This window comes from Desulfosporosinus meridiei DSM 13257, from assembly GCF_000231385.2.
GTDB classification, from domain to species: domain Bacteria; phylum Bacillota; class Desulfitobacteriia; order Desulfitobacteriales; family Desulfitobacteriaceae; genus Desulfosporosinus; species Desulfosporosinus meridiei.
Map to the genome: position 1 here is coordinate 527,581 of NC_018515.1, position 26,338 is coordinate 553,918.

The following is a 26,338-nucleotide window of genomic DNA, read 5'->3' on the forward strand; positions in this document are numbered from 1 at the left end:
GGGTTAGCTCATGAGATACAATATTGAAGCTTATTTAAAGGAACGAATTCTTGTTTTAGATGGTGCAATGGGAACCTGTATTCAGGGCTATGACTTAAATGAACAAGAGTTCATAGGAAGTTGTCATTGTCATAAAGGTCAAAAGGGGAATAATGACCTTTTGAATATTTCTCATCCAGAGATTATTGAAGCAATCCATAAACGTTATCTGGAAGCTGGAGCGGATATTATTGAGACTAATACCTTTAATGCCACTAGAATCTCTCAAAAGGATTATGGTATGGAGGATAAGGTCTACGAACTTAATCTCCAGGGGGCAAAGCTCGCAAGAGAAGCGGCAGATCTTTTTACGAAGGCCGAGCCCAGTAAACCGCGTTTTGTAGCCGGTTCAGTGGGGCCTACCAATCGAACGGCCTCGCTTTCACCGGATGTCGAAAATCCAGGTATCAGAAATATTAGTTTTGACGAACTCGTACTTGCCTATGGTGAACAGATTCAGGGGCTGGTCGAGGGAGGAGTCGATCTGATAATGATTGAAACCATCTTTGATTCCTTAAATGCTAGGGCAGCGATATTTGCAGCGGAAGATGTCTTTAAGGAAAAAGGCTTGACCCTGCCCATCATTATCTCCGGGACTGTAGCGGATAAGAGTGGTCGAATCTTATCCGGGCAAACCCTTGAAGCGTTTGTCTATACTATGAAGGGAGAAGAAATCCTTGGGATCGGATTAAACTGTTCCTTTGGAGCCCGGGATTTAATTCCCTTCATTAAATATCTTTCCAAAACACAAGATCGTTATGTAACCTTTCACCCCAATGCGGGTCTGCCAAACTCCCTAGGGGAGTATGAGGAACGACCGGAAGAAACGGCAGCGCTGGTCAAGGAATTAGCAGAGCAAGGACATTTAAATATTGTCGGAGCCTGCTGTGGTTCAACACCAGCCCACATTAAAGCGATTGCTGAAGCCGTCGAGGGTATTAAACCAAGAAAAATTCCTCAACTGGAGAAAGAGACGGTTTACTGTGGTCTCGAAGCCATTGTTATTAAGAACGAAAATAACTTTGTCAATATTGGGGAACGAACGAATGTTTCCGGATCGGCTAAGTTTGCCAGACTGATTCGAGAGAAAAACTATGAAGCAGCCTTATTTGTGGCCAAAGAACAGGTGGAAAATGGAGCGCAAATTATTGATATAAACTTTGACGATGGTCTGCTTGATGCCGTAAATGAAATGGACATATTTCTGAAACTTCTTGCTGGCGAGCCAGATATTGCCAGAGTTCCGGTGATGATTGATTCGTCAAAATTTGAGGTTTTAGAAGTAGGGTTAAAGGCCATCCAAGGAAAAGCCGTCGTCAATTCTATCAGCCTAAAAGTTGGGGAAGCGGAATTCCTTCGGCAAGCAACGTTAATTAAACGCTATGGTGCAGGCGTTGTGGTGATGGCTTTTGATGAGCAAGGTCAGGCCGATACGTTTGAGAGGAGAATCGCAGTTTGCCAAAGAGCGTATGAGTTATTAGTCACTAAGGTGAAGTTTCCCCCAACGGATATCATTTTCGACCCTAATATTTTGGCGATTGCCACAGGGATTGAAGAGCATAATAATTACGCGGTGGATTTTATCAACACGGTAAAATGGATCAAGGCAAATCTCCCTTATGCCAAGGTTAGTGGTGGAGTAAGCAATTTATCTTTCTCCTTTAGAGGGAACAATGCCATCAGGGAAGCGATGCACTCTGTGTTTTTGTATCACGCTATTGCAGCAGGGATGGATATGGCCATAGTCAACCCCAGTATGATTCAGATTTATGATGAGATCGATAAGGACCTCCTGGAAAAGGTCGAAGCTGTCGTGCTGAATAAGACGTCGGATTCTGCCGAAAAACTCTTAGAGTTTGCAGAAAACTACCAAGCGTCGGGTGGAGATCAAGTTGAGAATAAACTGGCTTGGAGAGAAAAAGGGCCCAAGGAGCGGTTAATTCAGGCGTTAGTCAAAGGGATCGCTGAATTTATCGAAGAAGACGTTGAAGAGGTCAGAGGGCAATATGCCAGGGCAGAAATGGTGATCGAGGGCCCGCTAATGGATGGAATGAAGGTGGTGGGAGAATTATTCGGAGATGGCAAGATGTTTCTCCCTCAAGTTGTAAAAAGCGCCAGAGTTATGAAAAAGGCGGTAAGCTTATTATTACCGTACATTGAAGCAGAGAAGAAGGGAAGTGAAAGCAGCAGTGCAGGAAAAGTGGTCGCCGCAACTGTAAAGGGGGATGTCCATGATATCGGCAAAAACATTGTTTCAGTCATTCTGTCTTGCAATAATTTCGAAGTGATTGATCTAGGAGTCATGGCCTCTTGCGAAGTAATACTTCAGGCAGCTAAAAGAGAAAAGGCTGATATCATAGCTCTGAGTGGGCTGATTACGCCGTCACTAGATGAGATGTCGAATGTGGCAGAGGAAATGGAGCGGCAAGGGTTTAATATTCCCCTGATGATTGGCGGAGCAACAACTTCTAAGACTCACACAGCCTTAAAGATTGCACCCAAGTATTCAAAGGGAGTCGTGTATAGCGTCGACGCTTCAAAGGCTGTAGAAGTTGCCAAAAAGCTGGTGGATAGGAATCAGCGAGATGGCTATTTGACCCAATTAGGGGAAGAATACCAAGCTATACGAGAAAACTATGGGAAAATTGAACGCAAGATGGTACCCCTGGAAGAAGCTCGAGCAAAGAAATTTAAACTGGATTGGACTAAGGAGCATATAACGATTCCTAACTTGATTGGAATCAAACATTTAGAGAATTTCCCGATCAGGGAGCTAAGAAACTATATTGATTGGTCGTATTTCTTTGTTGCCTGGAATATGGGAATGGCGTATCCGAAAATTATGAAGGATCCTAAATACGGCGAGGAAGCTAAAAAACTTTTTGAGGATGCTAATCAAATGTTAGATTTAGTAGAGCAGGAAGGCATACTGACAGCCAATGCCGTTTTGGGTATTTTTCCAGCAAACTCTCTAGGTGATGACCTTGAACTTTACCATAATGGCAGGGTCACAACCTTCAATATGTTAAGGCAACAAGCGGTTTCCAAGGAGAATGTCTATCGATCCCTTGCCGATTATATAGCTCCTAAGGAGAGCGGGATAACGGATTATTTAGGTGGATTTATTGTGACGACAGGAATAGGCGCTAAGCAGTATGCAGAGAAACTCAAAGAACAAGGGGACGACTACGGAGCCATCATGGTCAAACTTCTGGCCGATCGGTTAGCAGAAGCTTTCGCAGAGTTATTACATCTTCAAGTGCGAAAGGATTATTGGGGATACTCTCCTGATGAAAGTACAAAATCTATAGCAGCGTTAACAGAATCATTTAGGGGGATCAGGCCGGCCTTTGGATATCCTTGTCTCAGGGATCATGCTGAGAAAACAAAGCTTTTCCAACTTTTAGAGGGAGAACGGCATACGGGTGTCACGTTAACAGAACATTATATGATGGACCCGGTTGCTAGTGTGTGTGGGTTGTATTTCGCTTCTGAGGAGGCCGACTATTTTGATATCAACAGGGTCGATAAGGAGCAATTGGATGATTATGCAAGGCGTAATCAGAAAGGTCTTAAAGAGATCGAGAAGATGTTAGGTACTATTTTGAGATAAAATAAAGAATAAGGAAGAGAAGGTCTGTATCAAAATTTAGTTTATAGTTTGATACAGACCTTTACGCTACAGGTAATCATCTTCGATATAAAAAAGTGTGCTCCTCTATCATATGCTTGTTTGGTGTGCATTGATCAAAAAAGAAAATAATGCTAAAATTCCGAAAAGGCTATTGAAAAAGAAAAAAGGTTATGCTAACCTGTAAAAAACGCAAGTACAAGTAATTTTCTATATATCAAAGTAATTGAATAATTAGGAATAAGTGATTTTTTCTCTGAGGGGAAGAAATTGAAAAGGGAAGTCAGTGGAAGCTGACGCGGTGCCCGCCACTGTAAGAGGGAGTCAACTTACATAATGTCACTGGGGAACTATCTCTTGGGAAGACGTAAGCTGATGATGAACTTAAGCCAGGAAACCTGCTTATTTCCAGGTCAGAACTGCCTACGGGAATGTTAGGGGGTGTTTGAGTGTATTTGGGAGTACTTTTATTGTCAGATACCAGCTAAACCTTTTACCTTAGATGGGGTAAAGGGTTTTTGTTTTTTATCATTAGCCAAGATAGCTCTAGTTGCACTTTGCTGGTCGCAGTTTTAAGGATATCACATAGATGGATCTACTATACGAGGGGAGTAGCCATCTTGTGCATTCAAATAAAAATTTGGGGGTAAATGAATGAAAAGAAAAATATTTCGATTTTTCATTACCGTGGTCACCATGACCACAATGTTAGTCGGTTGTGCAGCCAGCCCAACCGCAACGGTTCCAGCAAATAAACCAAGCAGCGTCATCATCGCAATTCAGCAAGATGCCGAACCTGCAGCAGGTTTTGACCCGATCACAGGTTGGGGATCAAGTCAGAACGATCCATTAATTCAAAGTATCCTGGTAAATGTCCAAGATGACGTTTCTATTGCGTGCGACCTTGCTACAGAATATTCCGTCTCTGATGATGGATTGGTCTGGACATTTAAGATACGTCCCGATGTGAAATTCACTGACGGCGTCGCACTCACAGCAAAGGACGTTGCCTTTACTTTTAATACCGCTAAGAAAACCGTATCCTCGCGAGACCTTTCTATGTTTGAAAAGGCTGAGGCTATTGATGACACTACGGTGAAATTAACCCTAAATAAACCCTATTCACCATTCATATATATTGTGGCGTGTCTGGGTATTGTGCCTGAACACGCATACAATTCTGCCTACGGAACAAATCCTATCGGCTCCGGACCTTTTATGCTCAAACAGTGGGATAAAGGCGAGCAGGTAATTTTTGAAGCTAACCCTGACTATTATGGCAAAGTATCAAAAATGAAGCAGTTGACAGTTGTGTTTATGACCGAGGAAGCGGCGTACGCAGCAGCTAAGGCTGGACAGGTAGACATTGCTTATTCCAGTGCTTCTTTCACGAAAACTCCGATTCCGGGATATGAAATCGTAGATTTCACAACCACTGATCACAGAGAGTTGAATTTGCCGGTGATACCTGCGGGAAATATGGTTAAAACAATAAACGGTGACAAAGAAGTTAAAGGGGGTAACGATGTTACCAGCAATCTGGCGGTGCGCCAAGCTATGTCCTATGCCATAGACAGACAAAAAATAGCAGATATTGTTTTTAATGGCTACGCAACTCCGGCGTACAGCGCCAGCCCGGGCCTGCCCTGGGAGAATGAGGCTGTTAAAGTAGAGTATAATCCTGAAAAGGCAAAATCTATCATGGAGGCCGATGGCTGGGTCAAGAATAAGGACGGCATATATGAAAAGAATGGTCTTGTTGCCGAAGTCACAGTAACCTGCATGGCTGAAGCCACTCGCCAAAGTATTCTAATGGCTGTTAAAGAAATGTTGGATAAGTTTGGAATCAGAATTAATATTAAAGGTGGCATGCCATGGGAAGAAATCGATCCATTGACCTATTCCGCCCCTAATTTGATTGGCGGAGGAGCATATTCACCTATAAGCGACATCGGCAGATTTTATACCGGCAAGAACCGTGCTGTCTATTCAAACAAAGCTGTAGATAAGCACATGAACGACGGTCTGGCGGCTAAAACCGTTGAAGAAACTTATAAGAATTTTAAGCTTGCAGCCTGGGATGGCACCACTGGCTATGCTACTATCGGCGATTGCCCCTTCGTCTTTATAGTTACAGTAGATGCAATCTATTTTGCTAAAGAAGGATTAAATGTCGTAAAAGAACAAATTATCCCTCATGATACCGGCTGGTTTATTTGCGACAACGTTAACAGATGGTCCTGGGATTAATTTAACGGAACAATATGAGCAAGCCCGCCCGATAGGTCGGGCTTGTATCATGAAAAAGAGGTGATTTTATGAGCGGTACATTGGGCAATCCCATTGTCAGGAGTCTCAATACTCTCTGGAAACTGGTGCTGGTGCTTTTAGCCGTAAGCTTCATTTCCTTTGCCTTAATTGATGCATCCCCGATTGATCCCGTGGCAGCTTATGTGGGACATCAAGGCAAAGACAATCTGGATCTGGTCGAATTGCAACGCCTTCAGGATTATTTTGGCATGAACGAACCATTCTTCCCACGTTATTTAAATTGGGTGGGAGGATTATTGCACGGCGATTTGGGTGTATCCTTAATATACCATCAACCAGTTGAACAAGTTATTGGTGCTAAGATAGCCAGTTCTCTTATGCTGATGTTGACAGCATGGGCTTTATCCGGCGTACTGGGTTTTTTTCTCGGAGTCTTAGCAGGCGTGTTTCGAGACAGGGTTTTGGACAAATTGATCAAAGGATATTCGCTTTTGCTTGCCAGTGCGCCAACCTTTTGGCTGGCCATGCTGATGTTGATCATTTTTTCAGTTTGGTTAAAGATATTTCCCATTGGACTGAGTGTTCCTATCGGGGTATTAGCTGAGAATGTTACCTTTGCTGATTCAATCCGACACTTGATTTTACCTGCAGTAACCCTGAGCGTCATTGGCATAGCGAACATTACTTTGCATACAAGAGAAAAAATGATTGAAATAATGGGACAGGACTATATTTTATATGCAAGATCCCGCGGAGAGAATCTTCCAGCGATTGTAAAGAACCACGGCTTGCGTAATGTCCTTCTGCCCGCGATTACACTGCAATTTGCTTCTTTCAGTGAGATTATCGGCGGTTCGGTGCTTGTAGAACAAGTGTTTTCATATCCGGGCCTGGGACAGTCGGCAGTATCAGCCGGACTGCGCGGCGACGCCCCACTGTTGTTAGGTATAGTAATGGTTACGGCGATTATGGTGTTTGCCGGAAACATGACAGCCAACGTATTATACGGAATTGTGGATCCGAGAATCAGGAGGGGTGTGCATGGATAACCCAATAATGGTTAAGCCGGTTTTGTCTAGCGCTAAGAAAAGTCGTATCAACCAACGACAGAAGACTATTATCTTGTTGGTATTATCCATAGGGATTTTTGTTGCTATCCTCGTAGCCGGTTATCTATGCACTGATAAAGCAGTAAATGGCTCTTTTATGGAGAGTAATATTACGCCGTGCATCGAACACCCTTTCGGTACGGATTGGCTAGGCAGAGATATGCTTGCCAGAACATTGAAAGGGCTGTCTATTAGTATCATAATAGGCTTGGTGGCTTCCACGCTGAGTGCAATTATTGCACTGATGCTGGGTTTTATGACGGCTACATTTGGTAAACGTATGGATTCGTTAATAAATTTTCTGGTAAATACATCCATGGGGCTGCCGCATATTCTATTGCTCATACTGATCTGTGTTGCTGTGGGGAAAGGTGCGGCCGGAGTAATGTTTGCCGTAATAGTAACACACTGGCCATCCCTCACACGAGTAATCAGAGGGGAAGTAATGCAGCTAAAAGAAGAAAACTATATTAAAATCAGCGAAAAGCTAGGGCATAGCAAAGTAAAAGTGGCGGTGAAGGAAATGCTGCCGCACATCCTTCCTCAGGTTCTGGTGGGGCTGGTCTTGCTGTTTCCACATGCTATCCTGCATGAGGCAAGCGTTACTTTTCTGGGCTTTGGTCTGACGCCGGAGCAGCCTGGCATCGGAGTCATATTATCGGAAAGCATGAAATATGTCACGATGGGTATGTGGTGGCTGGCTGTGTTTCCCGGTATTGCACTCCTGTTTACGGTCATTCTTTTTGATCTGATGGGTGATTGTGTTAAGAAAATGATAGATCCACACAGTGCACAAGAATAGGGGTAGTGATTATGCAAAAAAATGTTCAGCCCATTTTAGATATCAAGGATTTAACAATTTCTTTCATGCAGTATGAAAAGGCTTTTCAAAGAAGCGAGCTTGAAGTTATACATAACCTTAACGTTAGGATAGATCCCGGAGAAGTGGTGGCAGTTGTCGGATCAAGCGGGTCAGGCAAAAGCCTGCTTGCTCATGCTGTTTTGGGACTGCTGCCGTCTAACTGCAACGCATTCGGGTTTATATATTTTAAAGGGGAGCTTATGGATGGGAAGCGCCTAGAAGAGGTAAGAGGGAAAGATATCGTGCTTGTGCCGCAAAGTGTAACCTATTTGGATCCTTTGGAAAAGGTAGGAAGACAGGTGCGCAGAGAGCGTGAGGAAAAGAGCGTTTTCAGTCGGCAGAAAGAACTATTTAAATATTATGGTTTAGAGGAAAAGACAGAACAACTATATCCTTTTGAACTTTCCGGCGGCATGGCTAGGCGTGTATTATTAGCGGCATCGCTGATAGATAGCCCGACGCTGATAATAGCAGATGAGCCTACTCCGGGCCTGCATTTGGACGCTGCCAAGAAAGCGATGCAGCATTTTCGTAATTTTGCCAACGAAGGACATGGCGTATTACTGATAACCCATGATATAGAGCTATCCTTGGAGGTAGCTGACAGGATTGCCGTATTCTATGCGGGGACAACCCTGGAGGAGGCGCTGGTAAGCGACTTTACAAGTATGGAAAAGCTGCGTCATCCATATACGCAGGCCTTGTGGCGCGCCCTTCCTCAGAACGGTTTCAAGCCATCACCTGGTACGCAGCCTTATGCAAAAGAAAGGATCAAGGGCTGTCCTTATAGCCCTAGATGCGGTGAATTTTCCAAGGAGTGCGACAGCGACATGCCAATGAAGATGGTAAGAAATGGCAGGGTGCGTTGCATTAAGGCAACATAAAGGAGATAATTGATATGGCTTTAGAAATAAAAAATATAAGTTTTGGCTATAAACAGGATGTAACAATAATCAACAATTTGAACATGAAGATTGGCATTGATGAACGAGTGGGGATTACTGCGCCCAGTGGTTTTGGTAAAACTACATTATGCAAGATCATTGCTGGATATATCAAGCCCCATAGCGGTAAAGTGCTGTTGGACGGCAAGGATGTCCACCAAATAAAGGGTTACAACCCTATACAAATGATTTGGCAGCATCCGGAGAAATCAGTTAACCCACGATTGCGTATGAAGAGCGTTATTGAAGCCGGGGACAAGGTAGAAGACAGAGTGCTTGACGGTTTGGGTATAGAACGGGATTGGTACAACCGCTATCCTGCGGAGTTGTCGGGCGGTGAGATGCAGCGTTTTTGCATCGCCAGAGCGTTGGGGAAGAAGACCGAGTTTATTGTTGCAGATGAAATTAGCACTATGCTCGATCTTATTACACAAAGTCAAATCTGGACTTTTTTGTTGGAGGAGGTTCAGCAAAGGGGTATTGGTCTGATAGTGGTCACTCATAGCAATGCCTTGATGGATCGTATTGCAACTCGGTGCCTTGACATAGAAAATATGAGAGATGGCGAAATGGCTAACAGTGCTATCCAGTCCGGTGGCGCTTAACATAAAATCATTATGGCCGGCCATTTTATCAGATAATAGAAAACGAACCAGTTGATCCGCGACTATAGATGGTACTCGTAGCACTAACATTTCGAAAAGGAGCGAACGCTGGAATAAGAAAAGACCCCCCAAATCGAAGGTCTTAACGAAGGATAAAGGGAGCCCACTCGTGACTCCCATTTTTGAATAAAGTACTTCGGGTAACTTCTAGAGATTCGTGAGGTTTCTAGATAGAGAAAAAGCCACAAACCATTGGGAAAGACACGGAGAACCGTCCCTCGTGTCTTTGTTAAATAATATTTGTTTAAAGGCGAGCTATATTGGTTTTTATAAATTGGAAGGTATATACAGACTGGATGTGGAATTTTGATATGGACGCTGAAGTATTAAACCCACAAAGGGATATTGATGAGGAAAAGTTCTTGGAATGAGGCTGGGACACATTCGCAGATAAAAAGCAGGGTAGAGGAGGAGAGATTTGTGGCGGAAGAGGATGTCATAAAGAGGGCAGAGGCTGCTGTACAAGTCCGGCAAATGGGAAAAATGATGGCTTCGTTATTTTGCCATATGACGAAAGAGGTCCTTCGTGAACTGGGTGAGGTGCGGGGCACGGAACTGGTCGGGAGAGCGATAAAAGCTTATGGCAGCGAGCGAGGAGGTTGCCTCCATTGAAAATAGAATTTTGTCACAATCTTATATGAAATATATAAAAAAGAGCCTCATCAGGCTCTTTTTTATGGTTTATATTTTAAATGACCTTTGCTTCAAACCTACTTCCTAATTTATGTAGTTCCAAATTTGTATGTCCTCACCAAAATTGCTAGTTGTACATAGAATGTTATGTGATCACATGGAAAATATATGCAAATATGAAAGGAAGATGTAAAATTGAGTAATGTTTATCAATGTTCACAGTGCTGTCCAACATCAACATTTGTCCCCGGTTGGGCGATTCAAACTCCAACTCCGGTATGTCCTCAACCACCCGTGCCGGTTACCCCCAATCCGGTTATCCCAAGCACTTCAAGCCTTCCGACGTGCACCCCTCTGCAAGTGGTTCAACCAACGCCTACTACGGTCTTAGTAACTGCATCAATCGCTTCCGAAGCAATTATTACCTTACCGGTAAGAGCACTAGAAATAAAAAATATTAAAAAGCGCCTTAAAATAACTCAAAGCCGTTTCTTCAATTCTCCACCTCCAGTAGCTGGTGTGCCACGAGATACTCCCAAATTGTTTTTAGCCGGCTTTGTGCGCAAAGACATTCAATTTTGCCAAGCAACCGCTCAAACTGCAACAACGGTTCAAGGTACCATTAATGATTTTGTCGTTGATGTGCCCTGGTCGTGTGTTCTTAACCTCGGTCCTACAATTATAGTACCGCCGACTCATTTTGGGCAACAGCTAGAATATGAGTTTTTAAGCACCACAACGCTTCCTACAGGGTTTGCCCCCAAAGATAAGCTAATCTGTGGTGATTTAACTGAGTTTAACCAAATCAGCACTGAGTTCCTGAACACATTACCGACAGTTTCACTTTTATTCAGTCAAATCAATGAAATGGATGAAGCACTCGACCGGGTGGCATTACAGGGAGGACCCTTTGAAGAAGGGCAATTCACAAAAATTCAAGAAAAAATGACTATTTTGGTTCAAGTGCTGTTAACCTTCCCAGCAGCAATTCCTACACCGATATGCGATTAGCTAATCACAGCAGGTTTTAAAACTCTAATAATGGGGCTGTTGCAAAACGAACAGAGTTCGTAAGCATCAGCCCCTATTTATTTAAAAAACCGCGGGTCCACAAGAACCCGCAGTCCGGTGTCAACGACGCGCCTGCGCTTAAAATTGCCAATGTAGGCGTGGCAATGTGCGGTATGGGAAGCGAACAAATTCAACATCGTCCTGTCCATGGCAATCAACTTTGTAGCGATCTTACTGTCGGTATCGTTGGTGGCGCAACAATGTCTGAGTATAATTATAGGGCTAGAGCAAACCACCCGTTGAGCGGGTGGGAGTGATTTTCGAGAAAGGAGCTGGAAGAGTATCTCAGGCAATAACATGCAATTTCTTGTCAATTATTATCCAGCAAATTTTTGATATAACCTGTAGGCGTTAAACCCGAAAGGTTCATAAATTCTTTGATAAAATGGGACTGATTATAATATCCGGCGTCCAAGGCTGTATCCGTGCAATTAATGATGTGGATGGAATTAATCAGATTGCTGACTGATTTCTGGCGGATTAAGCAAATAAGGTTTTTTGGGTTCATCCCAAATCCTTCGTGGGTTTTCTGATTCAGGTATCTCTCCGAATATCCGGTGAAAGCACTCAAATCCGCTAATTTCAGGTTGCCGCCTGAGGTTAAGCCGCATTAAGCAGAATGAAGCCAACCAGCGCACCGAAGCTTATCAGTGTGGAAATGAATCCCAGAGAGCAGAAGAGGGCAATGGGGGCAGAAACCGCCAATCCCATGCTGGCAACCCTGGTTTATTATCGCAAAGCCAGGGAATTGGGTGTCAGGTTCATATCCGGTGCCCGGGCTTATTTTGGCCTGTACTTTTAGTGGGCATGGCTTTGGGATCGCTCCCTACCGTCGGGACTCTGCTGGCTCAGATGGCTGTGGGAGAAGCGCCCGTTCTGGATGTCAGTGACTTTCGCTATGATCGATTTAAAGCTAAACTATAAGGGGCCAGAATTGCACTGCCCTGTTCTTATCCTAAAGATTCCGGATAAGAGGAATTTACCTCAGGTTTTAATGTATATACTTTTCTAGGCACTTTATATGAAAAAAATGGCGCTCCCCTATCATATGCTTGTTGGGTGTGCATAAACATACTTAGTGTACAAACCTATTTGCTTATTAAAGGGGGATGCCAATGGCTGCAGAAATATACGTCATCTCAGGTTTCTTAGGAGCGGGAAAAACCACCCTGATCCAGAAACTGCTCAAAGAGGCTTTCCGAAATGAGAAGGTCGTCCTCATCGAAAATGATTTCGGTGAGATCAGTGTTGATGCCGCACTGCTCAAATCCAGTGGGGTTGAAGTAAAAGAAATCAATGCCGGGTGCATTTGCTGCAGCCTTTCAGGGGATTTTGTAAAAGCCCTTAAAGAGCTTTTGGATCGCTTCCGCCCTGACAAAATCATGATTGAACCATCCGGCGTCGGTAAACTGTCGGACATTATAAAGGCATGCTCGGATCCCCGCATAAAGCCCTTGGCAACGGTTAAGGGCAAAATTACAGTGGCCGATGTGAAGCGCTGCCAAATGTATCTGGATAACTTCGGTGAGTTTTTTGAAGATCAAATCAAACATGCGGATGTAGTGCTGTTAAGTCGAACCGAGAGGTTTCCTGACAAGGTGGATTCCGCCTCTAAGCTGGTGAGAGAGCTGAATCCACACGCGGCTATCATTGCCAAAGCCTGGAGTCGTATCCCTGCCGCTGAGATCTTGCATCCGGAGCAGGAGCATCATGGGCAGGGGGAGCACTCCCGCTACGGGCAGGGGTGCAGCTGCAGGCATCACGGCGCACAGGTTCACGAGGAGCATTGCCCTTCCGGTCATCACCACCACGAGGGCCATTGTGATGGTAAGCATAATCATGGGGCGGAAGATATCTTTGACACGGTTACCATACGAACCAAGGGGATCTTCAGTATAGAGGATCTGCAGGCCCGGATTGCGAAGATGGAGCAGGGGGCAAAAGGGACCATCCTTCGTGCTAAAGGCATCCTGCGCAGTACAAGGGGATGTGTGAATCTGCAATATCTCCCCGGAGAGTTAAAGATCACAAAATCTGCCGCTAGTGGTGATATGCTGTGCTTTATTGGCCGGAATTTAAACCAACAAGAGTTGGTCAGTCTCTTTGGCGGAGAGTAAGGTTATGGCGATACCCGTTTATGTTGTGACCGGCTTTCTGGACTCCGGTAAAACGACGTTTCTAAATCATCTGCTGAACAGGCGGGACTGGCGGGATGTCAGGATAATAGTCATTCAGTTTGAAACCGGCGAAGAGGATTTTCAAAGCCGGTATGGCAACTGCCCCAGCGTCTCCTTTCCGAAAAAAATGCTGGAACAGCAACCGGCGCAAATCGTGGAGCAAATTCGCGGCCTGTTGCAAAGCCGCGAGCTTGACGAACTATGGATCGAATGGAACGGGGTCGTTCCATTTTCCCAGTTGCAGGCTTTGCTTTTGCACGCCTCACTGCGCAACCTGTGCAAGATTCAAAAAGTCATACACGTAGCAGACGGGGGGGAGATCGAAAATTTGCTGGGCAGGACGGGAGGAGCCCTGCCCGAGCAGATTTCAACTTGTGATTTCGCCGTTGTACGTAATGTGCGTTCAGCACAGCTGTTTAAGGGAATTCGACGCCTGTTGAAGGGAATAAATCCCGGTGTTAAGGTCATCGAAATGAAGTCCTATAATGATTTATACAAACAGCTCTTCGTGAAAAAAGGGCGCCTTGTCGATATAGCCTTCCAGATGTTCCTCTTGATTGTCGCCCTGCACTTTGCCCTCAAGCCCTTGCTGGAGACGGCGCAAATTCCGGTCAATACAATCATCAACGTGTTTTTGGGGATAATGTTGCAGGCTGTTCCCTTCTTGTTGATCGGAGTACTGCTATCCTCCGGGATTCAAGTTTTTGTCCCTCAGAACGCCATTGAACGCAGGTTTCCTAAATCTATCGGCCTGGGCATGGTGGCTGCGATCTTGGGCGGCTTCTGCCTCCCGGTTTGCGACTGTGCTTCCATCCCCATTTTTCGAAGTTTGGTTCGCAAGGGTATTCCCCTTCCCGTGGCCGTTACCTTTATGACAGCGACGCCGGTGATCAATCCGGTGGTCATTTTATCGACCTATTATGCTTTCAGTGGGGATATAACGATTGTGATCAGTCGTGTGTGCCTGGGGATTGCAGCCGCTGTGAGCATTGGACTTATCGTTGGCGGCTGGGCAGCCAAAGGCCGTGTCTTATCCGGGGGGGCTCTTGACCAGCTAATGTGCAGCTGCGGCTGCTACGAGGACGCCGAATCCATCACTACGATTAAAGGCAAGGTCGGTCTGTTTATACGACATTCCCAAGCTGAATTTTTCAGCGTCGGCAAATATTTGGTGATTGGAATCTTTATCTCCTCGTTATTTCAAACCCTGGGAACAGGGATATTCACCACTGCCCAGAGTGGCGCAGGCTTGGCAATTTCCATGGTAATTATGATGGCTATAGCCTTTGTCCTCTCCCTATGTTCGTCCTCCGACGCAATTGTGGCGCGTAGCTTTGCCAACCAATTCCCCATGGGTGGGATCATGGGCTTCCTGGTGTTCGGGCCGATGATGGACATTAAAAATGTGATGATGCTTTCCTCCGGGTTTACCAAGGGTTTTATCATCAAATTATTATTGACGGCGTTTAGCGTATGTTTTGCCATAGTTTTTTTATTCTCCAGCTTGGGAGGGATGTAATATGCCGGCCAGGGCCTTCAATCCGCAAATTTTCTTAGAGTTCCTCTGCTATTCCGCTTTTGGGGGATTGATGTTCTTTTTGGTGCGCAGCGGGAAATACCTTTCTTACGTCACGCCCAGAATGGAGCCCTATCTCTATTTCACGGCAATTGTCATGGGAATCTGGGCATGTGCTGGGCTGGGTAGGCTTTTCCGCCCGCAGTACAAAGTACGTTTTGCTCATTGCCTGGTCTTGGTAATTCCTATTTTATTGCTATTGCTCCCCCATACCCCTCTCAGCGCTGCCGATCTGTCCGGCAAATATACCGGTGGAAATGCTTTTTCCGGCTTTAAGGCCGCAACCGGTCTTCTAACCGCGGATCCCCCGAGGAACAGCCCTGCCCTCGCCGTGGATAAATCGATTGTCGCCGATGATTTCCCGCCAGTCGTTACGCCGCTGCCGGATAACCCATCGGATTCTAGAGAGGAATATTCAACGGACCTGCCCGGCCTGGATGTCAAGAAGAAGAAAATCACCATAGCCAATGAGGATTTTGGCGTGTGGATTTCCGAACTATATGGAAATATGGAACGATATAAAGGGTACACGGTTCTAATCACGGGGTTTGTTTTCAAAGGCTCTGAAATGCTCCAAGCAGATGAATTCGTGTCCGCCCGTCTAATGATGACCTGCTGCACTGCAGATTTAGCGCCTGTCGGACTGCTCTGCAGCTATGATAAGGCTGCCGAGCTGAAAACGGATTCATGGGTTACGGTTGAAGGTACCCTATTTATTGGAAAGCACATTTACAACAATGTGGCATACGACGACCCGCAGATTTCTGTGACGAAAATTACACCCGCAGCAGAAGTGAAAGGGTATGTCACTCCCTATTGAATTTTACTATTGGCAATCTTTGTTGATGCAGATACTTATGGTTCATCCTCGTTGAGTAATGCCTAATGAAGGAGCTTTTGCTAGAATAGCAAAAATGTCATTGAAATAGTTCCTCATAATTGCAGATACTGGTCTGTCGGCCTTCCTCAGTTAATTCTAGGGAGTGTCCGTCAAAGTGAAGACAGCCGTTTTTTTCCAGGCTTTTGACAATCTGTTGCGTAAAACCCTGGCTCCAGTTCAGATGAAGCTGTTCCGGCCGGATACCATTTTCCGGCGAGCCGTGGTCTCCGGATTCCCGATTGTAAAGATGAAAGAGCAGGGTTTTTTGGGCAAATTGAGTCTTCTGCAGCTTGCGCCGGCGCAGAGCACTGACCAGCCCCCGGCGTGGAGCAAAGATAAAGACCAGACAGAATATCATTCCCGTTACTACCGCCATGCTGCCGGCGATAGAGACATCAAAGAAAGCAGCTGCCTGGTATCCTAAGATGCCGTTGATGGCTCCAATGGCTCCGCTTAAGATCAGCATGCTCTTTAAATCATCTGTCAAGAGATAAGCTGTAACCGGCGGGCCGATCATAAAAGCAACTACCAAGACTGAGCCAACGGCTTCAAAAGCACTGACAGCTGTCAGGGAAACCAGGGTCATCAGGCTGTAATGTACCAGGACAGGGGAGAAGCCCAGGGCTGCGGCCAGCATGGGATCAAAGGTAACCAACTTCAATTCCTTGAAGAAAATAAGGATTACCAGCAGGTTGAGCAAGAGGATGATACCGCTGATGTAAATGGATTTGGCTCCCAGATCCAGACCTGAGATAACCAGGCGTTCAAAGGGAGCGAAGGCCAGCTCCCCTAAAAGGACGGCATCGGTATCCAGATGGACGGATCCGGCGTAACGGGTAATCAGGATGATAGCAATGCTGAATAAGAGGGGGAAGACAATCCCAATGGCGGAATCCTCGGAGAGAAGTCGGGTACGGTTTAAGGTTTCCGTCAGCCAGACCGTGACGACTCCTATAAGGGTAGCCCCCAGGATTAAGAAAGGGGAAGAGAGGTCATGGGTCAGGAAGAAAGCCAGGACGATCCCCAGCAATATGGTATGGGTAATGGAATCCGACATCATAGACATTTTGCGCAGGACCAAGAAGACTCCGGGCAGGGCACAGGACACGGCCACAATCACAGCAATCAATTGAATTTCAAATTGGGGAGACATCAGTGGTTACCTCCTTTCGACTTGCAGGGCCAGTTTGGTTTGCCGGTGCCTGTAGATGCGGCTGATTATCCCCCGCTCAGGAGCAAACAAAAGGCTAAACAGAACAATTAAGCTGATAAAGAGCACAATACAGGGGCCTGTAGGCAACTTGGGAATCAGAGAGCTGACCGTTGTGCCGGCAATACCGGATAGCGCGCCGAAAACCGCTGCCAGCATCACCATCACAAATAGTTTATTAGTCCACTGGCGAGCGGCTACTGCCGGAGCAATGAGCATAGCACTCATTAGAATAACTCCGACGGTCTGCAGACCAACAATAATTGCCAGAACAATCATAAAGGAAAGGAGTAAATTGAGTTTGCGGGGGGAGAAGCCGATACTTTGGGCGAAATCACTGTCAAAGGTAAAAAGTTTGAACTCTTTCCAAAAAACCACCAGCAAAGCGAGAAGAAAGGTACCACAGACCAGCATCAGAACCACATCCCGCTGCAAAAGGGTTGCCGCCTGCCCGAAGATGAAACGTTTCAGCCCGGCTTGATTGGAATTGGGGATTTTTTGCACATAGGTCAGGAGTACCATACCCAGCCCGAAAAAGACGGACAAGATTAAGGCCAGAGCACTGTCAAATTTTATCCGGGTGTGTTTAACGATTTGGACAATAAACAGAGTGGCCAGAAGCCCGGACAAGAGAGCTCCCAGCAAAAGAAATTCGGTGTTTTTGCTGCCGGTGAGCAGAAAGGCCATAACAACTCCAGGCAGCGCGGCGTGGGAAACCCCGTCGCCCAAAAGGCTTTGCTTTCTGAGGACGGCGAAACTCCCCAAAAAACCGCTGATGATTCCTAAAATAGCTGACCCCAAAGCGACGGTTTGAAACGTATAGTCGTTTAACAACATCACCAATGCTTCCATTGTCTACACCCTGCTTTTCAACAATGCCCCGCTGCTGCGGTACACGGTCTTTAAATTTTCTTCGTGGAAGACTTCCTTAACCGGTCCGCAGGCAACTACCCGCAGATTGATCAGGGTAACCCAGTCAAAATAATCAGCTACGGTCTGCAGGTCATGATGAACTACGACGACGGTTTTACCTTGAGCTTTCAATTCTTTAAGCAGCTGAACAATGGCCTTTTCCGTTTGGGCATCCACCCCTTTAAAGGGTTCATCCATGAAATAGATTTCCGCTTCCTGGACAAGGGCTCGGGCCAGAAAAACCCGTTGCTGCTGGCCGCCGGAGAGCTGGCTGATCTGGCGGGAGGAGAACTTTTCCATGCCGACTTTCTCCAGGGTTTGTTTAGCGATGGCCACATCGTTTTTGCCGGGACGTTTCACCCAGCCCAGCAGACCATAACGGCCCATAAGAACTACATCCAGCACAGTAGCGGGAAAATCCCAGTCGACACTGCCGCTTTGCGGAACATAACCGATTCTGATTTTATTTTTGGGTGAGTCACCCGTTTCCCCCGGCAGGAAACGGATGACGCCGGATACTGAAGTAAGCAGGTTAAGCATAGCTTTAAGTAAAGTGGTTTTCCCTGCTCCGTTAGGACCAACGATGGCCATCAGCCGGCCCCTGGGGATTTTTAAGTCAACATCCCACAAAACGGGTTTGGCGTCGTAGGCAACGGTCAAATCTTCTACTTCAACCACATAGTCCAGGGTTGTTTTGTTCTCCATTTTAGTTCGCTCCTTACTTTAAGGCATCAACGATGGTATCAATATTGGCTTTGCAGGTGAGGATATAGGTCTCTGCTCCTGAATTTTCTCCGCCCAATGAGTCGGAATATAATTCGCCGCCGATAGCTACATTAAAGCCTTTGGCTTTTACTGCCGCTTGTAGGGCTTCAATGGTTTTGGGGGGGACAGAAGATTCCACAAAAATAGCTTTGATTTGTCGTTGACTGATATATTCGGCCAGACTGCTGACATCGGCAGTTCCGGCCTCGGAATCCGTGCTGATGCCTTGCAGACCCCGAACTTGGAAACCGTAGGCTTTGCCAAAGTAATTAAAAGCATCGTGAGCGGTGATCAGCACCCTCTGTCCCTCTGGCACTTCTGCTGCTCTCTGTTTAATGTAGGTATCTAATTCGTTTAACTGAATTAAGTATTCTTCCAGGTTGGACCGGTAGTGGGCTGCATGGACTGGATCGATTTCTGTTAAGCCTTTAGTCAGAGCTTTCGCGGCATCCTGCCAGAGTTTTACATCAAACCAGACATGAGGATCGTGAACTTGGGGATTATCTTCCGGGTGCAGCAGGCTGCTTTCCGGGAGGCCGTCTTCAATGCAGATGATCTGGCTGCCCTGTGTGCTGAGAGATTCAAAGATCTCCCCCATTTTCCCTTCTAAGTGTAATCCGTTATAGACTACAACGTCAGCATTTTGCATTAAACCGACATCTCCGGCACTGGCCTGATAGAGGTGAGGATCGATTCCCGGTCCCATTAAACCGTTGACGGTGACCTGTTCACCGCCGATGACTTTGGTCAGATCGGCCAGCATGGTTGTGGTAGTGACGATGTTCAGTCTTGAGTCGGCTGCTTCAGGAGCAGGGTTATTCTCTGTCCCTGTCTGCTTCTTAGTCTGAGTACACCCGGTGAATAGAAAGACAGCCATAATTAAGAAACCAATGATTGATTTATTCTTGGCAAACATTTAGAATCTCTCCTCGCATATTTGGATTTAAACATTCATTGTCAGCCATCCCTTGGTTAGACGGCAGAAAGGTTGGATTTTTTAACTGTCTCTTGCAAACAGCGAAAGGACTATTTCAAGAGTTGGATTGAGTCTTTAAAAAGTGATTACCTCGGACATTATGTACTCTTATTCTCAAGAGTGCGTAAACATAAGCCGTTTTTATAATTAGAGATGCTACATACCTCCTTTTTACTCCGAAAAAAGTTGTTTGACACTCGGGATAGTTCCTTTTGATAGGGGCGGGAAAATCGCTTTCCCATGCCTAATATATGGAGCCTAAATTAAAAGTGTGACGAATATACTGTAATAATTCCAATCAAAAGGAGCTGGTGGTATGAGCAACAAAACCGACTTAGAATTTCGCACGGTAAGGGGATATCAACTCATTAACCAACAGGAAGGCCATCTTACTCCTGCAATGGAAGATTATTTGGAAATGGCCTACAGGCTTTGCCTTCAGCATGGTTATACTCGGGTGGGCACTATCTCTGAAGAACTGCATGTCAAGCCTTCTTCCGCTTCTAAAATGGTTTCCCGTTTGGTCGACCTGGGGTATTTGGAATACGATCGCTATGAAAGCATTTTATTGACAAAAAAAGGCCGGGAAAGGGGGGCTTATCTATTAGATAGACATAATACGGTTGCTAAGTTTCTGCAATTAATTGGATGTCAAGAACCCTTGGAAGAGACAGAGCTGATCGAGCATTCTGTAAGTCCGTCAACCCTTTCCCTGTTGAATGCTTTGCTGGCTTTTTTTCAAAGTAATAGCTGCATTCTGCAAAGCTATGAAGATTACAAAAAGACATAGGCACTATCATATTCTGACAGGCGCTTCTCCTTCTGGAAGTTCCGGAAGATGAGTACTCGGCGGAACATTTTTTAGGTCGGCATTTTTGTCGTTCCGCGAAGGGTCAAAGATCCTCCGCGAAACGACATGTTTCGCCTATTACTTACTGGGGTTGCGCCAGAATGGGAATCAAGGCTGGTGTTTAAGCCTGAGGCGGGTCAAATAAATCATCGGTAACAGTACCGATGACCTTGATGTCCCGTATGCCTGTAAGGGCACCGCTGGTCGTCAGGAAAACATTGCTTGAGACAATCGTATTCATGACGGCCAGGACCTCAGCTTGATTCAGGTCTTCCCGGGGAGTGGGAATCGTGATTGAAAACGTCTTTCCCCCCTCGGTGGCAAAACTTAACCTGACCACTTTGGTATTAGTAGTAGCCATAGACTCACCTCCTTTTCTTTGGATTTTCATAAAGGTTTACTCCTCTATCAGCCTGAAATTTCTTTTTAATTGCACGTCCTGCAATGGGTGCTGTGACAGACTGAATAAGGCCTGAGCCACATCGTAAAGGGCTTCTTCGGAGGCATCCGCCCGCACATAGCTCAGGCTTTTTTGCCTGGTCACCGGGCTTCCGGCAGGAGTAGATCCGCTTTGGTAAATGGCTATCAGTGCAGAATTTAAAGCTTCAGCGATGATTGACATTTGTTTGCTCCTTTCTAAGGTTTTTGACAAACCGGCTGTCCGGCATGTCCCTATATACTATGAACTTGTATCACTGGAGGTTACCCCTGAAATATAAAGAATGTTCCAACCAGCTGACGTTGCCTGCTTCGGGCATGATCTTAGCAGGAGTTGTCACCAGATTTCCAACTTTGGAAGGTGATTTGCCGGGTCATAGCCAAGCTTTCACCATTTGAAACCCGCCTGCGTATGCTGTCCTAAAAGCTATTAAAAGGCGGGAATCAAAATGGATGAACTCAGCACTGAACGTACTCCTCTGGCCATCGCGACTGAGATTAATAGGATCAAACAAGAGACTGGCAAAACCATGCTTACCAATGCCCTGGAGATCGGCAAGCGCCTAAAGGAGGCCAAGGATCTGCTCCCCTATGGAGAATGGGGAAAATGGCTGGTGGAATCGGTGAGCTATTCTCAGCGTACAGCCAACAAGCTGATGCAGCTTTATAAAGAATACGGAGATAAACTATTCGCGGACGGCGCGGGGGAAGGCAGGTCAAATTCGCCGACGTGGGCGAATTTGACCTACAACCAGGCTCTTCTCCTGCTGGGAATTCCGGAAGATGAGCGGGAGGGATTTATCCTGGAGCAGGATGTTAATCATCTAACTATCCGTGAGCTGAATCGGGCTCTTAAAGAACAGAAGCAAGCTACCCCGGAGAAAGAGCCGGCTCAAGTCACCCCTCTGCCCAATAATCCCGGGGAAATCAAGATAGAATATCAAACCGTCAAAAAAACCGCCAAACCAATAAGCAGGCCAAAAACTGCGGCCTCCCAAGCCTTTACCACGAAGTATGAAGAAAAATGCACCGCTTGCCGCCAAACTATCGCCGATGCATTCCAGGAGTTGCTGGAAACCCTTTGCCAATTGGCCAGACTTGATCCTGCGGTGCAGGAGAAATGCAGCGCAGACGCGAGGGAGCTTGCTGAAAATATGGTGAAAAGGCTTAAAGAGTGGCCGCCTGTTCCCAGGACGAATATGACGACGGTTGAGACCTACGCTACCCATGAAAGGTGGTAAATTATCTAGGTTGCTATTGGCTAAAGGGTTCCATCCGGATTTATATAAATAAGCCGGACATTTTGAAGGGGACACTTCTCTGCCGGAGGCCCTCGGCTAACTGGGCAGACTTGATCCGGCGATGATGATGTCTATCTTCATCTCTTATTCTTCTGAAGATGGGCCAGAGAACTTAAGAAATCTGAGGCATGACAATCATCATGTAGGCTGGTCTCGTGATAGTGGAAAAGAGCCGTAAAGAGGCTCTTTTTTGGTTTGTCACAGATGAGGGTTTGAACACATATGCTTTGAGTAAGGTTGTTCAACTAGATCTGCATTTTTGACTAAGGCTGCATGGGAAGATAGGGAGAGGATGTGAGTCAGCGAGGGTAGGGGCAATAATAGATAGGATATGGGGGGGGTTATATGAGTATTCCACTAAAAGAAAAGGTCGTAAAAGAATTAGAAGGGTATCTGAAAACTGACCTTTACCAAGTTCCAAGGAGACTGATACTGTTTAACGGCATATTAAACGATGGAAGTACTGTGACTGTTTGTACGCCACAGAGTAAGTTAATTCCCAGAGGGTGTGGGCGTATTGAACTAACGACGTTTCAAGTGTCAATATTGAACAATGCTGACCATTCGATTCTTGCCTTTCGCCTAGAAGATAATCGAGTTTATTACTTGGACTTCTGTAACTTGAAGCCCTATCTTACAGAGGAAGCAGCTTACTACAGCGAAAAACGAGGAATAACCCTTTGGCAACTTTATATTTGGTCTCACTGTATTCAAATATTACGGAGCAAGAATCGCCTGGCCATATCCCCCAATCGCTTAACAGAGTTGGGAGATCATTACTTGGCACTCTGATCATAGGGAAAAACAGGCTCTCCGATTCCCTTAAGGGGGCAATTGAAAATTTATATAGAAAATGAACGTGAGCCTAGTGGTGCCGGTGTAGCCCTAGATATGTTGTGCAGAGAATTTGTCTAGTTTGTTGAAGGACTGCAGGATATAATAAATAGTATCTAACTCCGCTTTATCGGCCTTCGATTAACTCCAGCCTGGCTGAGGCGTAGTCTTACTGTTTAAACGTAAAAAGGCAAGTAGATAGAATCGTTTTAACAAATTTCCTATTTATGATCTTTCTAAGCTTGCCTATTTTATGTGGTAATCCGATTAATCCTGTAGGTATATGGAGATTTGGAGGTGTTTTTTTATGATTTCCTCAAGAGTAATTGAATGGATAATTCAACAAGCTGTTGACAGAGGAGAGTTCGAAAATTTACCTGGAGAGGGAAAACCTTTAAAGCTTGACCCCATTAACTCCTATTTATCTAAAGAACAAGTAATAATGAATAAGATGCTTAAAGACTCTGGGCTATTACCAATTGAAATATTAATACGAAAAGAAATCGATGATATTGAACAGAAACTTGAGGATTCCAAAAACGTGAGTGAGCAAAATGTCTTAAAAGCAAAACTAAAAGAATTAGAGATTAAGTATGATATACAGGTGGAGGCACGTCGAAATTTCTTTGATAACTAGGTGATTTCATCTTTCAGACCTTATGGTTTATTTATAAAATGTCTAAGAGATTCATGAAGTAAGCGAATCCAAATATTGTTCATAAACAAACTAATGTGCTGATATATTGTTTATGGGTGATTGATATTCGTATTAACTTAAATGAAGCCATCTATCTTCTTACAGGGTGGGTTACCTTATTTATTATAGGTACTGATTTGTTTGTCATATCTCCTTTGTTACCGTTTATTGCTATAGAATATGAAATTACCCCTGCTGTTGCAGGGTGGCTAGTTAGTGTTTTTTCACTAATGTATGCGATTAGTGCCCCACTTTTTGGATGGTTTTCAGATCGCAAAGGTCGCCGATTTTTTATTGTTTTCGGTTTATTATTATTTTCATTAGCCAATTTTTTGACAGCCATATCTTCTTCATTTGCAATGTTAATAGCCAGTCGTATTTTTGCTGGTTTATCTGTTGCGTCAATAACCCCTTTAGTCTATGCAATTATTGGCGATACAGCATTGCCTGAACGCAGGGGAGTATGGCTTTCTACTGTAGTATCAGGACATCTTATGGCTTTATGGGCAGGAGCACCTATCGGAATTCTATTAGAACAATTTCTAGGATGGCGTTCTGTTTTTATTAGTTTAGCTACATTTGCTGCTTTACTGTCAATCTTAAACTTTAGAGTATGGGCGTCAATAAATAGAGTACCTTCAGCTGAGGCACAGAGAAAAGGAAATGCTTTAAAAATTATTTCTGCAGTGAGTGTAACAACTTTTTGGGCAATTGCCATGTATGCTCTTTATGTATTTCTTGGAACAGGATTGGTTTTATATAACCATTTTTCTTCAAGTGAATTAGCAACCTCCATTACTGCCTACGGTATAGGAGCCGTAACTGGTAGTTTATCCAGTGGAAGAGTTACAGATAAAATTGGTGCAAGAATGGTATCAATATTCAGTACAGCCATGCTTATTGGTATACTTAACTTATTAGGTTTTTGCTTTTCATCGGGAATTTGGGTTTATCTTTTGTTATTTTTGTGGGCATTTATTGGATATACCTCTTTTTCTTCATATCAGGCCCGTTTAGCAGAGGAATTCTCAGAAACTCGTGGTATAGCACTTGCACTAAACAACACAGCACTATATATTGGGATTACGCTTGGCTCCGTGCTGGGAGGTTTTATTATTACAAAATGGGGATTTTTTATTTTGCCATTTATCTGTAGTGGGGTAGCCTTAATAAGCAGCGTAATAAGCATCAAAAGGAAAGTATAAACTTCTAAAGTACGTAACATTAATACTTTAGTACTGAAATCGTAGGATGGTTCTAAGGAAACAAATTACTTCGGATATGTCAGATATGAAGACCATAATGAAATTATTATGGCACGGGGTACATCGGCGTTTGGCGCTCGTCCGGCACCGCGCCTATCCCAGTGGGATGCTTCTCCTCGAATATGAGGTGCAACAGGCTGCGGAAGGCACGAATGAATTTTAAAATAATGCCTGATTTTTATTAGCAGGATTATTCTTATCTTACGACGTATTATGTGAATATAAAAGCCTACCGAACCCTGAGTTGCCAAAAGGCCACGGCGCTGGCTGCAGCAACGTTCAGAGAGTCCACGTTATGGGACATGGGGATGCACGCGGTGTAATCGCAGTCAGCAATCGTGCAGGGTGCCAGTCCATTACCTTCTGAGCCCAATACGATAGCAAGCTTTTCCTCTGCCATGAGCTGCGGATCGTCTATGCTGACAGCGTTATCATTTAAAGCCATGGCAACGGTCTTAAAGCCCAGCTTGCGCAGACTCTTCATGCCCTGCTGCGGCCACTGCGAGGGCTCGCTGCCAATACGGGCCCATGGTACTTGGAAGATGGTACCCATGCTCACCCTCACCGCACGCCGGCACAGTGGGTCACAGCATGAGGGGGTAAGCAACACGGTATCGATGCCTAGCGCCGCGGCCGAGCGAAAAATGGCACCGACGTTGGTAGAGTCCGCAATACCTTCCAGCACAGCCACTCGACTTGCACCGGCACACGCCTCCTCAACGCTAGGTAGATGAGGACGCCGCATGGCACACAGCACACCGCGGGTCAGCTGAAAGCCAGTCAGCCCTGCTAGCAGGTTGCTATCGGCAGTATAGACGGGGACATCTCCGCAGCGGGTGATTATACCGTGCGCCTGCCCTGCAATGTATTTGCGCTCCATCAAAAGTGAAATAGGCTCGCACCCAGCGTCGAGGGCAAGTCCAATTACCTTGGTACTCTCCGCGATAAAGATGCCCATCTCCGGTTCCAACCGGTTGCGCAGCTGTGTTTCCGTCAGGCGAGCAAAGACATCCAAATTGGATGATGAAAAATCGCGTATCTCAATGATATTTGACATCTTATCTCCTTATATTTGAGGTTAGTGGTAACATACAAATAAAGATTAAGCTCATTATTATTACTTTCTTTTTTCGCTTAATAATCTTTCCTTATTAGGTCTGGTGTCATCCATTAAGAAGTCAGCCCAATCAAATCCAAGTTTATCTCTATTTTCTTGCCAGTACAATAGGCGG

General features: G+C 45.3%; 25 protein-coding genes, 2 pseudogenes and 1 riboswitch. Of the genes and pseudogenes, 19 read left to right on the plus strand and 8 right to left on the minus strand.

Translation table 11 applies throughout. From position 1 onward, the window contains the following. The first annotated feature begins 10 nt into the window (after positions 1–10). The 8 genes from metH to DESMER_RS02485 all read left to right on the plus strand — a co-directional run bounded on the left by metH (position 11) and on the right by DESMER_RS02485 (position 11,165). A complete protein-coding gene (metH, locus tag DESMER_RS02450) occupies positions 11–3,652 on the plus strand; it encodes a methionine synthase (protein ID WP_014901480.1) in 3,642 nt (1,213 codons plus the stop codon). A gap of 243 nt (positions 3,653–3,895) precedes the next feature. Continuing rightward, a riboswitch (cobalamin riboswitch) is annotated at positions 3,896–4,090 on the plus strand. Between the two features lie 234 nt (positions 4,091–4,324). Continuing rightward, positions 4,325–5,920 carry an ABC transporter substrate-binding protein gene (locus DESMER_RS02455; protein WP_014901481.1) on the plus strand — a complete coding sequence of 532 codons (1,596 nt, stop codon included), beginning with the start codon at positions 4,325–4,327 and terminating at the stop codon, positions 5,918–5,920. Between the two features lie 68 nt (positions 5,921–5,988). Beyond that, entirely contained in the window at positions 5,989–6,990 is a 1,002-nt protein-coding gene (locus DESMER_RS02460) for an ABC transporter permease (RefSeq protein ID WP_014901482.1), read from the plus strand. Further along, complete coding sequence (locus tag DESMER_RS02465; RefSeq protein ID WP_014901483.1) at positions 6,983–7,852, plus strand: ABC transporter permease; 870 nt, start codon at positions 6,983–6,985, stop codon at positions 7,850–7,852. Before DESMER_RS02460 ends, DESMER_RS02465 begins: the two co-directional genes overlap by 8 nt. An 11-nt stretch (positions 7,853–7,863) precedes the next feature. Continuing rightward, positions 7,864–8,796 (plus strand): ATP-binding cassette domain-containing protein, encoded by a 933-nt coding sequence (locus DESMER_RS02470; RefSeq protein WP_014901484.1) that lies wholly within the window; start codon positions 7,864–7,866, stop codon positions 8,794–8,796. Positions 8,797–8,810: 14 nt separating this feature from the next. Continuing rightward, positions 8,811–9,461 carry an ABC transporter ATP-binding protein gene (locus DESMER_RS02475; RefSeq protein WP_014901485.1) on the plus strand — a complete coding sequence of 217 codons (651 nt, stop codon included), beginning with the start codon at positions 8,811–8,813 and terminating at the stop codon, positions 9,459–9,461. Positions 9,462–9,941: 480 nt separating this feature from the next. Then, positions 9,942–10,133: a hypothetical protein gene (locus DESMER_RS02480; RefSeq protein WP_014901486.1), complete on the plus strand. Its 192-nt coding sequence runs from the start codon at positions 9,942–9,944 to the stop codon at positions 10,131–10,133. 216 nt (positions 10,134–10,349) lie between these two features. After that, the gene (locus DESMER_RS02485) at positions 10,350–11,165 is read left to right on the plus strand and encodes a CsxC family protein (protein ID WP_014901487.1); all 816 of its coding nucleotides are present in this window, start codon (positions 10,350–10,352) and stop codon (positions 11,163–11,165) included. 370 nt (positions 11,166–11,535) lie between these two features. On the opposite strand, the gene DESMER_RS24890 is transcribed toward DESMER_RS02485, so the two are convergent. After that, entirely contained in the window at positions 11,536–11,796 is a 261-nt protein-coding gene (locus tag DESMER_RS24890; protein WP_158405955.1) for a helix-turn-helix domain-containing protein, read from the minus strand. A 48-nt stretch (positions 11,797–11,844) separates the two neighbouring features. Here DESMER_RS24890 and DESMER_RS23860 point away from each other — a divergent pair, with 48 nt between their 5' ends. The 5 genes and pseudogenes from DESMER_RS23860 to DESMER_RS02510 all read left to right on the plus strand — a co-directional run bounded on the left by DESMER_RS23860 (position 11,845) and on the right by DESMER_RS02510 (position 15,798). Continuing rightward, positions 11,845–12,027, plus strand: coding sequence for a hypothetical protein (locus tag DESMER_RS23860; RefSeq protein ID WP_042333298.1), 183 nt, complete (start codon positions 11,845–11,847; stop codon positions 12,025–12,027). After that, positions 11,996–12,149: pseudogene (locus DESMER_RS23455) on the plus strand (FAD-dependent oxidoreductase); the annotation flags it as partial. The gene DESMER_RS23860 and the pseudogene DESMER_RS23455, both read left to right, overlap by 32 nt. Before the next feature lie 191 nt (positions 12,150–12,340). Further along, positions 12,341–13,342 carry a CobW family GTP-binding protein gene (locus tag DESMER_RS02500; RefSeq protein WP_014901488.1) on the plus strand — a complete coding sequence of 334 codons (1,002 nt, stop codon included), beginning with the start codon at positions 12,341–12,343 and terminating at the stop codon, positions 13,340–13,342. Between the two features lie 4 nt (positions 13,343–13,346). Beyond that, positions 13,347–14,921: a permease gene (locus DESMER_RS02505; protein WP_014901489.1), complete on the plus strand. Its 1,575-nt coding sequence runs from the start codon at positions 13,347–13,349 to the stop codon at positions 14,919–14,921. Between the two features lies 1 nt (position 14,922). Beyond that, a complete protein-coding gene (locus DESMER_RS02510) occupies positions 14,923–15,798 on the plus strand; it encodes a TIGR03943 family putative permease subunit (protein ID WP_014901490.1) in 876 nt (291 codons plus the stop codon). A gap of 97 nt (positions 15,799–15,895) precedes the next feature. On the opposite strand, the gene DESMER_RS02515 is transcribed toward DESMER_RS02510, so the two are convergent. Genes DESMER_RS02515 through DESMER_RS02530 form a run of 4 tightly spaced genes read right to left on the minus strand, consistent with a single transcriptional unit; the run spans position 15,896 to position 19,661 of the window. Next, positions 15,896–17,011, minus strand: coding sequence for a metal ABC transporter permease (locus DESMER_RS02515; RefSeq protein ID WP_014901491.1), 1,116 nt, complete (start codon positions 17,009–17,011; stop codon positions 15,896–15,898). 6 nt (positions 17,012–17,017) lie between these two features. Then, entirely contained in the window at positions 17,018–17,920 is a 903-nt protein-coding gene (locus DESMER_RS02520; RefSeq protein WP_014901492.1) for a metal ABC transporter permease, read from the minus strand. A 3-nt stretch (positions 17,921–17,923) separates the two neighbouring features. Then, complete coding sequence (locus DESMER_RS02525; protein ID WP_014901493.1) at positions 17,924–18,685, minus strand: metal ABC transporter ATP-binding protein; 762 nt, start codon at positions 18,683–18,685, stop codon at positions 17,924–17,926. A 13-nt stretch (positions 18,686–18,698) separates the two neighbouring features. Then, the gene (locus tag DESMER_RS02530) at positions 18,699–19,661 is read right to left on the minus strand and encodes a metal ABC transporter solute-binding protein, Zn/Mn family (protein ID WP_014901494.1); all 963 of its coding nucleotides are present in this window, start codon (positions 19,659–19,661) and stop codon (positions 18,699–18,701) included. A gap of 376 nt (positions 19,662–20,037) precedes the next feature. On the opposite strand from DESMER_RS02530, the gene DESMER_RS02535 reads away from it, so the two are divergent. Then, positions 20,038–20,511: a metal-dependent transcriptional regulator gene (locus DESMER_RS02535; protein WP_014901495.1), complete on the plus strand. Its 474-nt coding sequence runs from the start codon at positions 20,038–20,040 to the stop codon at positions 20,509–20,511. 181 nt (positions 20,512–20,692) lie between these two features. On the opposite strand, the gene DESMER_RS02540 is transcribed toward DESMER_RS02535, so the two are convergent. Further along, positions 20,693–20,932 carry a DUF2922 domain-containing protein gene (locus DESMER_RS02540; protein WP_042334205.1) on the minus strand — a complete coding sequence of 80 codons (240 nt, stop codon included), beginning with the start codon at positions 20,930–20,932 and terminating at the stop codon, positions 20,693–20,695. A gap of 36 nt (positions 20,933–20,968) precedes the next feature. Further along, a complete protein-coding gene (locus DESMER_RS02545) occupies positions 20,969–21,193 on the minus strand; it encodes a DUF1659 domain-containing protein (RefSeq protein WP_014901497.1) in 225 nt (74 codons plus the stop codon). Positions 21,194–21,458: 265 nt separating this feature from the next. Here DESMER_RS02545 and DESMER_RS02550 point away from each other — a divergent pair, with 265 nt between their 5' ends. From DESMER_RS02550 to DESMER_RS24815, 5 genes and pseudogenes are all read left to right on the plus strand, one after another. Next, a complete protein-coding gene (locus DESMER_RS02550) occupies positions 21,459–22,250 on the plus strand; it encodes a DUF3102 domain-containing protein (RefSeq protein WP_014901498.1) in 792 nt (263 codons plus the stop codon). Positions 22,251–22,655: 405 nt separating this feature from the next. Beyond that, positions 22,656–23,102, plus strand: coding sequence for a hypothetical protein (locus DESMER_RS02555; protein WP_014901499.1), 447 nt, complete (start codon positions 22,656–22,658; stop codon positions 23,100–23,102). A gap of 349 nt (positions 23,103–23,451) precedes the next feature. Beyond that, positions 23,452–23,781: a DnaJ family domain-containing protein gene (locus DESMER_RS02560; protein ID WP_014901500.1), complete on the plus strand. Its 330-nt coding sequence runs from the start codon at positions 23,452–23,454 to the stop codon at positions 23,779–23,781. A gap of 116 nt (positions 23,782–23,897) precedes the next feature. Further along, positions 23,898–25,046, plus strand: a complete 1,149-nt coding sequence (locus tag DESMER_RS02565) for an MFS transporter (protein WP_014901501.1) — start codon at positions 23,898–23,900, stop codon at positions 25,044–25,046. Between the two features lie 112 nt (positions 25,047–25,158). Then, a pseudogene (locus tag DESMER_RS24815) lies at positions 25,159–25,269 on the plus strand (dihydrofolate reductase family protein); the annotation flags it as partial. 66 nt (positions 25,270–25,335) lie between these two features. Here the strand turns inward: DESMER_RS24815 and DESMER_RS02570 are convergent. Then, positions 25,336–26,163, minus strand: coding sequence for a TrmH family RNA methyltransferase (locus tag DESMER_RS02570; RefSeq protein ID WP_014901502.1), 828 nt, complete (start codon positions 26,161–26,163; stop codon positions 25,336–25,338). Positions 26,164–26,338 lie beyond the last annotated feature (175 nt).